The sequence below is a fragment of the Methylobacterium radiodurans genome, from assembly GCF_003173735.1.
In the GTDB taxonomy this organism is placed as follows: Bacteria; Pseudomonadota; Alphaproteobacteria; order Rhizobiales; family Beijerinckiaceae; genus Methylobacterium; species Methylobacterium radiodurans.
In genome coordinates this window covers 3020009-3033470 of the sequence record NZ_CP029551.1, presented here as the reverse complement: position 1 = coordinate 3033470, position 13462 = coordinate 3020009, and the positions used below count along the sequence as shown (strand labels likewise).

General features: G+C 70.9%; 15 protein-coding genes. 7 read left to right on the top strand and 8 right to left on the bottom strand.

Annotated features, from left to right (window positions below; translation table 11 throughout):
* Positions 1-108: 108 nt before the first annotated feature.
* Together DK427_RS14210 and DK427_RS14205 are read left to right on the top strand one after the other, a co-directional pair.
* Positions 109-846 (top strand): TVP38/TMEM64 family protein, encoded by a 738-nt coding sequence (locus DK427_RS14210; RefSeq protein ID WP_109951834.1) that lies wholly within the window; start codon positions 109-111, stop codon positions 844-846.
* Positions 843-2375: a phospholipase D-like domain-containing protein gene (locus DK427_RS14205; RefSeq protein WP_109951833.1), complete on the top strand. Its 1533-nt coding sequence runs from the start codon at positions 843-845 to the stop codon at positions 2373-2375. The genes DK427_RS14210 and DK427_RS14205 overlap by 4 nt, the downstream gene beginning before the upstream one ends.
* Before the next feature lie 64 nt (positions 2376-2439).
* Here the strand turns inward: DK427_RS14205 and DK427_RS14200 are convergent, their stop codons facing one another.
* Together DK427_RS14200 and DK427_RS14195 are read right to left on the bottom strand one after the other, a co-directional pair.
* Positions 2440-3231, bottom strand: a complete 792-nt coding sequence (locus DK427_RS14200) for an endonuclease/exonuclease/phosphatase family protein (RefSeq protein WP_109951832.1) — start codon at positions 3229-3231, stop codon at positions 2440-2442.
* A gap of 68 nt (positions 3232-3299) precedes the next feature.
* On the bottom strand, positions 3300-3515 hold the full coding sequence (locus DK427_RS14195) for a hypothetical protein (RefSeq protein WP_109951831.1): 216 nt from the start codon (positions 3513-3515) through the stop codon (positions 3300-3302).
* 238 nt (positions 3516-3753) lie between these two features.
* Here DK427_RS14195 and DK427_RS14190 point away from each other — a divergent pair, with 238 nt between their 5' ends.
* The gene (locus DK427_RS14190; RefSeq protein WP_109951830.1) at positions 3754-4863 is read left to right on the top strand and encodes a helix-turn-helix transcriptional regulator; all 1110 of its coding nucleotides are present in this window, start codon (positions 3754-3756) and stop codon (positions 4861-4863) included.
* A gap of 35 nt (positions 4864-4898) precedes the next feature.
* On the opposite strand, the gene DK427_RS14185 is transcribed toward DK427_RS14190, so the two are convergent.
* Together DK427_RS14185 and DK427_RS14180 are read right to left on the bottom strand one after the other, a co-directional pair.
* On the bottom strand, positions 4899-6698 hold the full coding sequence (locus tag DK427_RS14185) for an adenine deaminase C-terminal domain-containing protein (protein ID WP_109951829.1): 1800 nt from the start codon (positions 6696-6698) through the stop codon (positions 4899-4901).
* A 1493-nt stretch (positions 6699-8191) separates the two neighbouring features.
* Positions 8192-8422: a DUF6471 domain-containing protein gene (locus DK427_RS14180; RefSeq protein ID WP_109951828.1), complete on the bottom strand. Its 231-nt coding sequence runs from the start codon at positions 8420-8422 to the stop codon at positions 8192-8194.
* 483 nt (positions 8423-8905) lie between these two features.
* On the opposite strand from DK427_RS14180, the gene DK427_RS14175 reads away from it, so the two are divergent.
* Positions 8906-9559 (top strand): L,D-transpeptidase, encoded by a 654-nt coding sequence (locus DK427_RS14175; RefSeq protein ID WP_109951827.1) that lies wholly within the window; start codon positions 8906-8908, stop codon positions 9557-9559.
* Here the strand turns inward: DK427_RS14175 and DK427_RS14170 are convergent.
* Positions 9553-9789, bottom strand: a complete 237-nt coding sequence (locus tag DK427_RS14170) for a hypothetical protein (RefSeq protein WP_109951826.1) — start codon at positions 9787-9789, stop codon at positions 9553-9555. The two genes, DK427_RS14175 and DK427_RS14170, sit on opposite strands and share 7 nt — an antisense overlap.
* Before the next feature lie 179 nt (positions 9790-9968).
* Between DK427_RS14170 and DK427_RS14165 the strand changes: the two genes are divergently transcribed.
* Both DK427_RS14165 and DK427_RS14160 read left to right on the top strand, forming a co-directional pair.
* On the top strand, positions 9969-10331 hold the full coding sequence (locus DK427_RS14165) for a hypothetical protein (protein WP_109951825.1): 363 nt from the start codon (positions 9969-9971) through the stop codon (positions 10329-10331).
* A 65-nt stretch (positions 10332-10396) separates the two neighbouring features.
* Positions 10397-10708 (top strand): cupin domain-containing protein, encoded by a 312-nt coding sequence (locus DK427_RS14160; protein ID WP_109951824.1) that lies wholly within the window; start codon positions 10397-10399, stop codon positions 10706-10708.
* 19 nt (positions 10709-10727) lie between these two features.
* Here the strand turns inward: DK427_RS14160 and DK427_RS14155 are convergent, their stop codons facing one another.
* The gene (locus tag DK427_RS14155) at positions 10728-11240 is read right to left on the bottom strand and encodes a L,D-transpeptidase (protein ID WP_109951823.1); all 513 of its coding nucleotides are present in this window, start codon (positions 11238-11240) and stop codon (positions 10728-10730) included.
* 162 nt (positions 11241-11402) lie between these two features.
* Positions 11403-12038: a 5,6-dimethylbenzimidazole synthase gene (bluB, locus tag DK427_RS14150; RefSeq protein WP_109954163.1), complete on the bottom strand. Its 636-nt coding sequence runs from the start codon at positions 12036-12038 to the stop codon at positions 11403-11405.
* A gap of 380 nt (positions 12039-12418) precedes the next feature.
* Between bluB and DK427_RS14145 the strand changes: the two genes are divergently transcribed.
* The gene (locus DK427_RS14145; protein ID WP_109951822.1) at positions 12419-12778 is read left to right on the top strand and encodes a DUF2794 domain-containing protein; all 360 of its coding nucleotides are present in this window, start codon (positions 12419-12421) and stop codon (positions 12776-12778) included.
* A 126-nt stretch (positions 12779-12904) separates the two neighbouring features.
* Here DK427_RS14145 and DK427_RS14140 read toward each other — a convergent pair whose 3' ends face one another.
* Complete coding sequence (locus DK427_RS14140) at positions 12905-13348, bottom strand: DMT family transporter (RefSeq protein WP_109951821.1); 444 nt, start codon at positions 13346-13348, stop codon at positions 12905-12907.
* Positions 13349-13462 lie beyond the last annotated feature (114 nt).

Below are 13462 nucleotides of genomic sequence, written 5' to 3'. Positions count from 1 at the left end.
CGTGACGCCGGCTCAAGCTTTGCCGCAGGGGTGGAAACATGCTGCCCCGTCACCGTTCTGTGAAGGCGGGGGCTCGCAGGCCGCCGGGATGCGAAAGGCGGTTCCAGCGTGCGCTCGGGGGCTCTGCGCGACGGGTTGATTGTGGTCGGCGCCGTCGCGGCGACGGTCCTGCTCTGGCGGCTGCTGCCGGTCGAGGCGTGGCTGCGCGGTTTCGGGGCCTGGAGCGCCGGGCTCGGGGGCTGGGGTCCGGTGGCCTTCGCGGGCATCTTCCTCCTCGCCACGCTGCTGGTGATTCCCTGCACGCCGCTCACCATCGCGGGCGCGGTGGCGTTCGGCTGGTGGGCGATGCCGATCGTTCTGGGAGCCGCCACCGCGGGCTCGCTCCTGGCCTTCCTGGCGGCACGCTCCGTGCTTCAGGGGCCGGTGCGGCGGATCATCGACCGGCGGCCGGCCTGGAAGGCGACGGCCGAGGCGGTCGGCGACGGGGATTGGCGCCTGCTCCTGCTGATGCGTCTGAGCCCCTTCGTGCCCTTCAACGCCCAGAACTACGCGCTCGGCATCACCGATGTCGGTCTCGGCGCCTTCCTGCTCTCGACGGTGCTCGGCATGCTGCCGGGCACGGTGGTGTGCATCTATCTCGGGGTGATCGGCCGCGCGGCGGGCAGCGAGGATCCGGTGCACTGGGTCTCGCTCGGCCTCGGTCTCGTCGCCACGCTGGGCCTCGTCTGGATGACCCGGCAGCGGGTCCGGGCCAAGCTGCGGGATCGCTCCGGCCCCGGCCGGGCGCAGCCGGATCGCGGCGTGGGCGTGCGCGGATTGGAACAGGAGCAGGGCGCGGGACCATGACCGTCGCGGTGAAACCGAGCGACCTTCCCGTACCGCATCCCGCGCCGTCCGGCGCGCTGCGGACGGGCGAGACCTGCTGGCGGCAGGTGCGCGCGCCGCGCGCGGCCCTGCTGCACGACGGCGCCGCCTATTTCGCCGCCGCGCGCCAGGCGCTGGTCGCGGCGCGGCACTCGATCCTGCTGATCGGCTGGAGCTTCGACCCGCGCACCTGCCTGCGGCCCGAGAGCGCCGACCCGTCCGCCGACGAGGCGCTCGGCGACCTGCTGCGGCGCCTGAAGCTGCAGCGGCCGGAGCTGGCGATCCGCCTGTTGATCTGGGACATGCCCTGGCCGATCTCGGCCAACAGCGACATGAAGCCCCCGGCGATCCGGGAGCGGCTCGGCCCCGGCATCGACTACCGCATCGACCCCACGCTGCCCTTCGGCGCCTGCCAGCACCAGAAGATCCTGGTGGTGGATGACCGGATCGCCTTCTGCGGCGGCAGCGACTTCGAGGCGAACCGCTGGGACACGCCCGCCCACCGTGACCGCGACGCCCGCCGCCGCCTGCCCTCGGGGGAGGCCTACCCGCCGCGCCACGACGTGATGATGGCGGTGGACGGCGACGCCGCCCGCGCGCTCGCGGCGCTCGCCCGGGAGCGCTGGCACGCGGCGACCAGCGCGTGGCTGCCCCCCGAGCCGGCCGCGGCCGGGCCTGTGGCGGATTCCTCCGAGGATCCCTGGCCCGAGACCCTCGCCCCGGACTTCGCCGACGTGCCCCTGGCCATCGCCCGCACGGTGCCGGCGCGGGGCCCGGCGCCGGCGATCCGCGAGAACGAGGCCCTGTTCCTGCGGGCGATCGCGGGGGCACGCCGCAGCATCTACCTGGAGAACCAGTATTTCACCGCCCCACTCGTCGCCGAGGCGCTGGGGCGGCGGCTGGAGGAGCCGGACGGGCCCGAGATCGTGGTGGTGGTGGCCGAGCGCAGCCCGAACGGCTTCGACCGGCTCACCATGGACAGCGCCCGGCGCGGGCTGATCGCCCGGCTCAAGGCCCGCGACCGCTTCGGCCGCTTCCGCATCCTGGCGCCGCACACCGTGGCCGGGCAGCCGATCCTCGTCCATTCCAAGGTCTCGGTCTTCGACGACACCCTGCTGCGGGTCGGCTCGACCAACCTGAACAATCGCTCCTTCGGCTACGACACCGAGTGCGACCTGGCGATCTCCGCCGGCGACGGGACTGAGGATGCGGAGCTGCGCGCCACCATCGCCCGCACGCGGGACCGGATGCTCGCGCACCATGCCGGCTGCGACGCGCGCGCCTTCGCAGCGCGGGTGGCCGAGCGCGGCAGCCTGCGGGCGGCGCTCGACGATGTCGTCCTCGTGTCACCGCGCCGGCTCTGTCCGCTCGTCGCCTCGCACAGGGGGCTGCTCGCCCGCTTCATCGAGGCCTGGCACATCGGCGACCCGGACGGCCCGGACGATGCGTGGCGGCCCTGGCGCCGGCCCGGGCTGCTGCGCGCGGCCGTGCGGGCGAAGCTCGGGGACTGAGCGTGCACCGCTCCGGATGAGGCGTGGGTTCCCGCTCCCGGCTGGAGCGGAAGAGCTGTGCGGTTCAGCCTACCACCTCCGAACCGGTCTCGGCCTGCCGCTCTTGTGCCGCGGCGACCGGCGCCAGCACGATCTCGGCGAGCAGCGGCCGGTGGTCGGAGGCCAGCCGGGCGAGCGCGCCGCCGGCGGGCCCCATCCGTTCCACGGCGATGCCCGGCCCGACGAAGACGTGGTCGATGCGCAGGAGCGGCAGGCGGGCCGGGAAGGTCGCGCCCGAGCGCGCACGCCGCTCGCCGGAGAGCCGGCGCGCGTCGGTGAGCCGCCCGGCCAGCCGCCGATAGGCGCGCGACCAGGGCGTGGCGTTGAGATCGCCCAGCAGCACCACGGGGTCGCGGCAGGCCGGACTCCCGAGCCAGTCCGGCCCGAGCAGCGCGGCGACCTGCGCCAGCCGCTCGCCGCCTGTCAGCCCGAGATGCGTGTTGAACACCTGCAGCCGCCGCCCGCCGACCGTCACCTCGACCCAGAGCGCGCCGCGCGGCTCCAGCCCGAGCCGCCTCGGATGCCCGGGCAGAGCCGCCGCCCGCACGAGCCGCGACGGGTGGGGGGTGAGGATCGCGTCGCCGTAGCGCTCGCCCTCGACGTGGAGCGCCGGATGGAAATGCTGCTCCATCCGCAGGGCGGTGGCGATCACCTCCGCCTGGTCGCGGCCGTCGGTGCGCCGGCGCCCGACATCGACCTCCTGCAGCGCCACGATGTCCGGCGCCAGCGCACCGATCACCGCGGCGATCCGCTCGGGCGCGATCCGCCCGTCGAGGCCGAGCCCGTGCCGGATGTTGTAGCTGAGGAGACGGATCAAGGGTGCGCGCTCGCGATGGGGCCGGCGGCCCGAGGCCCCTCAAGATAGGGCGGCGCCGAGGCCCCGCCTCACGCCGCCTCGGCGATCGAGATTGGATCGATGGCGTCGGCATCGGGCGCCGAGGCGACGGAGGCCACGAGCAGCAGGAGGAGCGCCGACGCGACCGCGACGGTCGCCAGCACCGCCGTGACGATTGCCGCGTGCCGACGGGCGGCGTGGATCAGCGCGCAGCCGAGGGCGAAGGCGCAGACCTGCACGAGCGGCGCGGCGAGGTTCGGAGCCATGGAAACTGTCCCCCCTATGCGTCCGTCCGGTCGTCCGGCATCGGACCTGTCCAGCACCGCGATACGGGCGACCGGAACCCGGGCGGGCCGGATCTCCCGGGTATCGCAGCGCGATCACGATCACGGAAGCATGAACTTTCATGACCCGTTTGGGGTATGTGCCCGCGCCTCGCCCGTGAGCCTATGGTCCGGAGCGGACGCGTGACCGATGGGGACGCGCGGACCGGGAAGGTGCGCGATGGAGAGCGAGGAAACGGTCTCGGACCTGATCGACCGCTTCTACGAGGCGGCCCTGCGCCCCGAATTGTGGCGCGAGACGCTGGAGGCGAGCGCGCGCGTCTTCGGAGCCGAGGGGGCGCTGATGCTGCCGGGACCGGACGCGCCGCTGGAACTCGCCTGCAACCCCTTCCTCGACGCGGCGATCGCCGACGGGCTGGCGCGGGGCTGGCTCGCCCACAATCCGCGGGTGCTGCGCGGCATCCCGGCGATGCGCGACCCCACGCGGGTGCTCACCGAGCAGCATATCTTCACCCCGCGCGAGCTCGACCACATGCCGTTCCACGCCGAGTACGTGAACGCCCACGGCCTCCGCCATTTCGCGGGGCTTTACCTCGTGCCCGCGGGCGGGCGCAGCCTGATTCTGTCGCTGGAGCGCGCGCCCCGCAGCGGGGCCTTCGGGCAGGGCGAGATCGATGCCCTGGAGCGGGTGGTGCCCCATCTCCAGCGGGCGGGGCGCCTCGCCCTCAGGATCGCCGAGGCGCGGGCGGGCTCGGCGCTGGAGGCCTTCGACCTCCTGCGCTGCGCCGGGATGCTCCTCGACGGGGCCGGCGCGGTGCTGCGGATGAACGCGCGCGCCGCGGCGCTGATGGGGCGCGGGCTCAACGTGCTCCAGGGCGCGCTGATCGCCCAGCACGGGCCGAGCAACGCGGCGCTCGGGCGGCTGATCGGCGGCGCGGTCCGCGCAGAGGGCCGGCTCGGGCCGGTCTGCCGACCCGTGGCGGTGCCGCGCCCGGGGGGTGCCCCGCCTCTCGTCGTGCACGCCGCGCCCCTGCCCGGCGCGGCGGGCGACCTGTTCCAGCAGGCCCGCGCGGTGCTGCTCATCGTCGATCCGGCCGAGGCGCACCCGCCCGGCGAGGCGCTGCTGCGCGAGATCTACGGCCTCACCACCGCGGAGGCGCGGCTCGCCCGGATGCTCGCCGACGGGCGCGACCTCGGCGATGCGGCGGACGCGCTGGGCGTCGCGGTGAGCACCGCGCGCACGCAGCTCAAGGCCGTCTTCGCCAAGACCGGCACGCGGCGCCAGGCCCAGCTCGCGGTGCTGCTCGCCGGGCTCGGGCGCGGGCCCTGAGGGGCGCGCCCGAGCGCTTCCGCGCCGCGGGCGCCTCACGCCGGCTCGAACAGCGGCACCTGGCTCATCTCCGGCACCCGCACGATCCCCTTGTCGGTGATGCGGATCTGCGGGATCACCGAGAGCGGGATCAGGTTGAAGCCCATATACGGGATGGCGCAGCCGGCCTCGGTCCAGGCCGCCTTCAGGGCCCGCACCGACTCGGCCACTGCTCCGACCCGCCGGTCGGAGATCAGCCCGGCCACGGGCAGCTCCACCAGGGCGACGACCGCCCCGTCCGCCACCACGCAGACGCCCCCTTGCACCTCCGCGATGGTCTCGACCGCGAGCCGCATGTCGGCCTCGTTGAGCCCAGCCACCACGATGTTGTGCGCGTCGTGGCCGACGCTGGAGGCCACGGCGCCCCGCCTGAGCCCGAAGGCGCTGAGGAGCCCGTGGGCGACGTTGCCGTTGAGCCCGTGCCGCTCGATCACGGCCACGTGGCAGAGGTCGTGCGACCGAAGCGTCTCCGCCCAGTCGGCTCCCGGCACCAGCGGCACCTGCGCGTGGGCGAGTTCGATCCCCGGCAGCACCGTGCGGATGGCGTTGACGGTGCAGGGCCCGGCCGGCAGCGGCGGCACGAGCCCCGGGAGCGGCACGGGCAGCCGCACCGTGCGGTAGGCGGGCTCCGGGTAGCGGTAGGGCCGGGCGAGCGCCGCCTCGAGGCGCGGCGTGGGCGCGCGGCCCTCCACCACGAGCTCGCCCCCGTACCACGTGGCCTGCGGCACGAGCTCGTCGTCGAGGAGCACGAGGTCGGCCCGGCGCCCGCCCCCCAGCCCGCCGATCTCGCCGTCGAGGCCGAAGCGGGTCGCGGGGTGCAGCGAGCCCATCGCCCAGGCGGCGGGCTTCGGGATGCCGAGCCGCACCGCCTCGCGCACGACCCAGTCGAGCCCGTAGGCCAGGAGGTCGTCCGCGTCCCGGTCGTCGGTACAGGCGCAGACCCGCTTCCAGGCCGCGCCGTAATCCGTCACCGTGCCGATGGCCTTGGGCAGCGAGTGCCAGGGCGTCGTCGGCGGTCCGCCGCGCAGGAAGATCCAGAGCCCGGCCTCAAGGAGGTCGTCGGCGATCTCGGCATCGACCGCCTCGTGCGTGTCGGTGACGCCGCTCGCCGCGTACGGCGCCACGAAGTCCCGCCCGTAGATGTGGCCCGAGACCGGGCGCCCGCGCTCCAAAGCCGCCGCCAGGATGGCGTGGGCCCGCGGATCGCCCTCGGCCACCGCCACGAAATCCATCTTCTCGCCGAGCGCGATCGCCTCCGGCCAGGCATCGAACAGGGCCGCGATCTTCTCCGGCGTCAGGTCGCCGCCTGCGGTCTCGATGGCGGGGCCCGTCGCCGGCACGGTGCTGGGCACCGAGAGGTAGATGCTGAGCGGGGCCTCGCGCGCGTCCTCCAGCATCCAGGCGACGCCGTCAGCGTCCAGCACGTTGCCGATCTCGTGGCTGTCGCAGACGATCGTGGTGGTGCCGTTGACGAGCGCGGCCTCCGCGTAGGCGCAGGCCGTGACCATGCTGCTCTCGATGTGGAGGTGCGGATCGACCAGCCCTGGGGCCAGGATGAGGCCCTGCGCGTCGTAGCTGTTGGGGCCCTTGTAGGTCCCGGCGGCTTTGAGCGCGGCGATGCGCCCGCCCGCGATCCAGATCTCGCGGTCGGGCAGGATGCGCTCCGAGTAGGTCGAGAGCGCCCGCGCGTTGGTGATCACCAGATCGGGCTCGGCCCGGCCCCCGGCGACGTCGGCGAGGCGCCGCGTCATCCTGGCGAGCGGTTCGACGGAGAAGCGGTTCAGCGGAGCGGTCATCGGGGCCCTTCACCGGTTTGGGTGGGGAGAGGCGGGCATGGAGCGTGCCATGGCGGCGCCGGCCTGACGAGGGAGACCGCGCCGGCCCCGGCGCCGGACGGGCCCGCTGGGCCCTCTGCTGCGGACAGGCTATGGCGGTTACATTTTTCGAAACTGTCCGGTCTCATTTCCCCACCCGGCTCCGGTACGACCAGGGTCGAGCGCTTCAGCCGGAACGGTCATTCGACCTAATCGCGGTGGGGGGCAGGCGGCCTTTTGGCCTAAGTGCACCAAGGCGATAGCGGATGCCATTGGGAGGCGCAGCGGGTGCCATCACTGGCGATACGCTAGCTGCAACCTTAGAGCCGCACTCCGCGGAAGGCCGACAATCGAAGAGATTGTGCGGCGAGATACAAGGCAACTACCCATCTGAAGCGGCGTGAGGCATCCTGCCTGCATGCCACGCTTTCGATTGGGTCTCGCACGCGCCGCCACCATCGTGGCCGCCTTGCTATTTTGGACGTGGACCACAGCGAAGGCAGCGGTGACGCTCATCGGAGCGAGCACCGTGGGTGATGATTTCAACCAGCTATTGGAGCGCCTGCCCACTTGGGCAAACTGGCTTTTCTCCACGCCCTGGTGGGTGCCCAGCGCACTCGCCGCGACACTGACCGGATTTCTTATTTGGCTCAGTTGGCCTCAGGAGCGGGATACTCAGCGGGGTCAAGCATCTCAACCGCCCTCAAGGCAGGCAGCAGGTTCCGCACCCTTGACTGTGGTTGCCAATCACAAGTTCGTACGCTCTCCCGTCAGGTTGGATGGTCACCGCTTCATAAACTGCTCTTTTGAGCAAGTTTTTGTAACATGGGATGGCGGTCCATATTCATTCGAGAACTGTCAAATTGACGCCACCCGCGTTGATGGGTTCCAGACAAATAATCCTGCCATCGCTGAACAGATGCGGCTCTTTGGCATACTAGGATTGCTGCATCCAAAAGGTGCTCGCGGTATGGGCCTTCCCATCGAGCCTGCTGACGAGATACTATTCCGGGCAGTTGAGGCCGCCCCAGAGGAGCCAAGCCCCAATTTTTCATACGAAGTTCGCAACGTCGAAAACCATTGGGTTCTCGCTGTAACAAATAAAGGAGAGGAGGCTACGTTTAGTGCGAAGTTAGACCTAGACGGCCTCTCATCGCATTGGCTTAGAAAACCCGCTGAAATGCTTGATGGAACATGGGGCGTGAGCCAAAATGCCTGCAATCATAGGACGATAGCGTATAGCGCTCGGGAGGCTATGTACCTTTTTGAGGTTAGCCAGATAGATCGAACGTGCCAGAGTTTTGTTTGGGGCCTGCTAAATAACACATTCTGGGGTGTCTCAACAGAACCTTGGGATGCTTCCCTTGAGGATGCGGATGCGCCTCACGGCGTGATTAGAGTATTAATGCGAGTATCGACAGAGCCGGGAAGGATTTTTGCAATCATGCTCTCGATAAGGAGGGACCGCATGGCGATCATTTCGAGTGCAGATCTTGAGCATCGGTCGCCTCAAGCGCCTGTAGCTTGAACGCTGTCGTGAACTTACCAAAGGCGAGCTTATTGCGGATGTTCGGCTCCGTTTCTCTCACGCCGATGGCATCCAGCTTCTCGACAAGCTGCGCGTAGGTCACTCCCTTGCGCTTCAACTCAGACTTCAGAATGCCCTTCACGCTGGTATCCCATGCCTGTTCCGTGTCGTCAGCCATGGTACATCCTGTCTGATTGCGGATGCCATCAGTTACGATGCATAGGGATTGGCTTTCAAGGCAATGTTGCAACACTTCCTTCTCTCGACTCAGGCCCGCATCTTCTCGCTCTAGGCCATTTACAAGGGTAGCGGGGACAAAGCCTACATCAACTTTCGGCGCCTTCGCTGGTCTCTCTGTTGTTTGGAGGGCTTCTCTCTGCCGTCGGCCTAATGATCCTGTTCGCTGTTGCGGCAATCGAACTCAACCATCAGGCCGACTGACATGACGATTAGACTTCCGGTAACTATATATGAGACGAGGCAACCTGAAGTGAAGTTTGTCGCTGAGGCGGGTGCTCCCCAGGCTGGGTAAGTCTCACGAAGGCACGCCGAGGGATCGATGCGCGCAGCTACGTGGTTTGCCCCTTCCCCACACGGAACCCTCAGCGCGCAAACCTTGTAGATTAGGTGCAACCGCCCCGCTTCGCCCAACCGAGGCCCCATGCGCCGCCGCTCCGCTCTCCTCTGCGCCCTCCCCCTCTGCCTTACTCTCACCCCGGCGCGGGCGGACGTGCTGATCCGGATCGACAAGGACACGCAGACCATGGCGGTCAGCGTGGACGGGCAGCCGCGCTTTTCCTGGCCGGTCTCGACGGGCAAGGCCGGGCACGACACGCCGAACGGCAGCTTCCGGCCACAGCGCATGGCCCGCACCCATTTCTCGCGGGAATGGGACGACGCGCCGATGCCCCATTCCATCTTCTTCACCGGCTCCGGCCACGCCATCCACGGCTCCTCCCACCTCTCGGCACTCGGGCGCCCGGCCTCGCACGGCTGCGTCCGCCTCGCGCCGGGCAAGGCCGCCGCCCTGTTCCGGCTGGTGAAGCAGGAGGGGCCGGGCAACACCCGCATTGTGGTCCAGGGCGAGGCCGCCCCGCGCGTCGCGAGCCGCGGCGGGGTCCGGGCGGTTCGAGGCCGCGGGCTCTACGAGTCGGACGGGGTGATGTTGGCCGGGATGCAGATGGGCCGCGGCGCCTACGCGCCCGCCCCCGTCCGCCGCGCCCCGCGGGGCTACGCGGCGCGCAACCCCTACGGTTACGGATACGGCTATGCCCCGGCCCATGGCGGCGCGGTCTACGTCGACGACGGCTACTGAGTCTCGCCCGCGGGCACGGCCGTCAGCTCGGCCTGGAAGCCCGCGAGATAGGCGGTGAGGCGCGCCGCCAGGGCGCCGTCCGCGCACTGCACCCAGAGCGGGGCCGGCAGGGCCGTCCGGTCGAGGCCGATCAGCAGCAGCTCGACCATGCGGGCGGCGTCCCGCTCGGTCGACGCCGCGAGCAGACGGGTGCCGGCCGGCGTGCCGACGAGGATCGCGATGTGCGCCATGCCCGGTAACGGCTGAGGGCGGCCGGTCGTTGCGCGCGCATGCCGCCGCAGCGGGGCGGGCCCAAGCTGAACCGTTGCTGTCGGCCGCCTTCAGGCTTCCTGCACGCGGCCCGGCGCATCGTCCGGATGTGAGCGGCCGGGCGATCCGGCCGCGCCCCAGACGAACCGGATCCGAGGCCATGACGAGACTTCCCATCCTCGCGGCCGCCGCGCTGATCGGCGTCGGCGCCCTCTCCTCCACGGCGGCCGAGGCCCGCGGGCGCGGCGGCGCTCTCGCCGCCGGCCTGATCGGTGGCCTCGCCGCGGGCGCGCTGATCGGCGCCGCCGCCTCCGCCCATGCCGAGCCGGCCTACGGCTACGGCTACGCCCCGCCCCCGCCGCCGCGCCCCTACGGCTACGCCCCCGCTTATTACGGCCGCCCGCGCGTGGTCTACGAGGAGCCGGCCTACGAGACGCGCCGGGTGATCTCCTACGAGCGCGTGCCCGTTGGCTACGCCCCGGTCCGGCGCCGCTGGGACGGCCCCTACGACGGCGGCTGGTAGGTCGCTGATCCGCCGCGGGAACCGCCGGCCCTTCGCCCCGTTCGGGAGACGCGAAGGAGAGCATCATGACGACAGGCAAGATCGCGGGCGCCCAGGCACCCGCGGGCGAGAACGGCGAGATCGGCCTCGCCCGGGGCGAGCGGCTCGCCATGCGGATGTGGCGCGACGAGCCGCCGAACGCCGACAAGCCGACCTCGGTCTCGGCCCACGAGACCGTTGGCTACGTGCTCAAGGGCCGGGCCGAGCTGGTGCTGGCGGGCGAGACCGTGCTGCTGGAGCCCGGCGATTCCTGGCTGGTGCCGGCGGGTGTCGAGCACACCTACCGGATCCTAGAGACCTTCACGGCCGTCGAGGCCACCGCCCCGCCGGCCGCGTGACCGACCCTCGGCGCGGCCCTCAACGCATCATCGTCACGGTCGCGCCGACCTCGACCCGCTGGTAGAGATCGACCACGTCCTGGTTGTACATGCGGATGCAGCCGTAGGACGCGAAGGTGCCGATCGAGCTCGGCCGGTTGGTGCCGTGGATCGCGTACTGCCCGCCCGACAGGGTCAGCGCCGCCGCGCCCATCGGGTTGCCGGGCGAGCCCCCGGCGATCAGGTTCGGCAGGCGCGGGTTGTCGCGCTTCACCTCGGCGGGCGGCGACCAGGCGGGGCGCACGTACTTGCCGTCGATCGCCGTGGTGCCGAACCACTGCTTGCCCGGCTTGCCCACCGCCACGGGGTAGCGGATCGCCGTCCCGTCGCCGTTGACGAGGTAGAGCCGGCGCTCCGAGGCGCTCACCACCACCGAGCCCGGCGCCGCCGCGTAGGGGAACGCCACCACCTCGCGGGCCTGCGCCGGAGGAGCCCCGAGAGCCGCCAATCCGAGGCCGGCAAGCCCCGCCCAAACCCTGTACCGACCCGCCATCGAACCTTCTCCGCGAAGCGTGACCGTGATGCCTGCCGAGTAAGTCGCGGGTCCGCTTACGCGTTCCGGAAAAAGCTTGGTTGACGAGGGGTTTGTGCGCGTCGATCGGGCGGATCGGTGAAAGGCGTGGGATCGCGCTCGCTCAAAGGCGACGCACCGTCTTCAGCGCTCGGTAAGGTCCAGCGGCTCGCGCGCCTGCCAGCCGTGGCGGGCAAGCTCCGGGTCGGCGTGCTCCTCCACCGGCCAGCCGACGCAGAGATAGGCGACGAGCTGCCAGGCCGCCGGCACGTCGAGGAGCGCCGTGACGGCGCCGGGCTCCAGGATCGAGACCCAGCCGACGCCGAGATTCCGGGCGCGCGCGGCGAGCCAGAAGGTCTGCACCGCCGCGACCACCGAGTAGCGCAGCATCTCCGGCATGGTCGCCCGGCCGAGCCCGTGGCCCGTCTCGGTGCCCTGGTCGCAGAACACCGCGAGATGGACCGGCGCCTCCCGCAGGCCCGCGAGCTTGAGGGCGCGGTACTGCCCGGCTCGCGCGCCCGCATAGCTGAGCGCCGCGTCCGCGTTGCAGCGCGCGAAGCTCGCGGCCACGCCCGCCCGGCGCTCCGGGTCGGCGACGCGCACGAAGCGCCAGGGCTGGCTGTTGCCGACCGACGGGCTCAGATGCGCCTCGTCGAGGCAGGCCCGCAGGATCGCCTCCGGCACCGGATCGGTGCGGAAGCGGCGCACGTCGCGCCGCCACGCGAACAGGTCGCGCAAAGATCGGCGGAAGGCCTCGTCGAAGGTGGGCGGCGCACTCATCGTCCGGCCGCTCATAGCGGGATCCGTTCTCCGGGAGCAGCCAGAAAAAAGGCCGCCCGGGTGGGGCGGCCTGGAGTCCTTGGGTCTCGAAACCTCTGGAGTGCCGGGATCGTGTGGGCCGGACGGCGACCGAGGGCTGGGGAGCTCGGGTTTCGGGCGCCGGCCGGGCACGGGCCCGACGAGATTTCAGTGCTTGTTGTGCTGCCGCAACAAGGCTCGGAAAAGGCGCGATCTGGGCGGAATCGTGGTGTTTCGTATCTTCCGCGTTGCGTGCGCGACACAGGTGGTGCCGCCGCGGCCCCTTGCGGCCGGCGCGGGCGCCGCCCATCATCCGTGAATCGAGAGCCGACTCAGGGACACGGGCGCGGGACGGAGTGGGAATGAGCGAGCGGACGGTCGACGACGCGACGATGCGGGTGATCCCATTCCCGAACGCGCCGAGCCCACCGCAGATCGCCTTCAACCGTGACGAGCTGCGCACGATCTTCAATCTCTACGGCCGCCGCGTCGCTGAGGGCGAGTGGCGCGACTACGCCCTCGATTTCCGGCGCGACAAGGCAGTGTTCTCGATCTACCGCCGCGCCTCCGAGATGCCGCTCTACCGCATCGAGAAGGACCCGAAGCTCGCCCGGCGCCAGGGCGCCTACGCGGTGATCGCGGCGGGCGGCCTCGTGATGAAGCGCGGGCACGACCTCGCCCGGGTGATCGCCGTGCTGGAGAAGCCGTTGCGGGCCGTCTGAGAAGTCCGGGATCCTCAAGGGCCTTGGCCCTTGGGCGGGGTCCCGGGGCGGACAGGGCAAATGCAGGGCTCTGCCCTGCACCCGCCAAAGGTCTCGACCTTTGGAATCCAGGACCTCGAGGGCGCGTCAGAAGACGGCCACCAGCCCCACGCCCACCACCATCAGCACCGCGCCGAGCACGCGCCACAGGCTCGCCGGATGCACCGGAAAGCCGATCAGGCCGAAATGGTCGAAGGCGATCGAGGCGCAGACGCCGACCGTCACGATGATGCCGAGGAAGCTCGCCGCCCCGATCGCCGGGGAGGCGTAGAGCTGGGCCAGGATCAGCAGTACGCTGAGCAGGCCGCCGGCCCAGGCCCACCAGGGCACTGCCGTGATCTGCTGCGCGTTCGGGACCACGAGCTTGCCGGTGGCGAAGCCGCCGACGAGAAGCGCGGTGGTGCTCACGAGGAGCGTGATCAGCCCGGCCGTGATCGGCAGGCCGAGGGATTTCGCGAGCGTCGCGTTCTGGCCCGGCTGGATCGCGTTGGCGAGACCGGCGACGACCGTCAGAGCGTAGAGGAACCACATGGCCGGGCAATCCGGCGCGGGACGGTCCGTTTCCCCACAAATCCCGCGCTGCGGCGGTTCACCGCTGGCCCGGCGCTTACCCACGAAAATCGCCCATGAAAAAAGCCCCGGCTC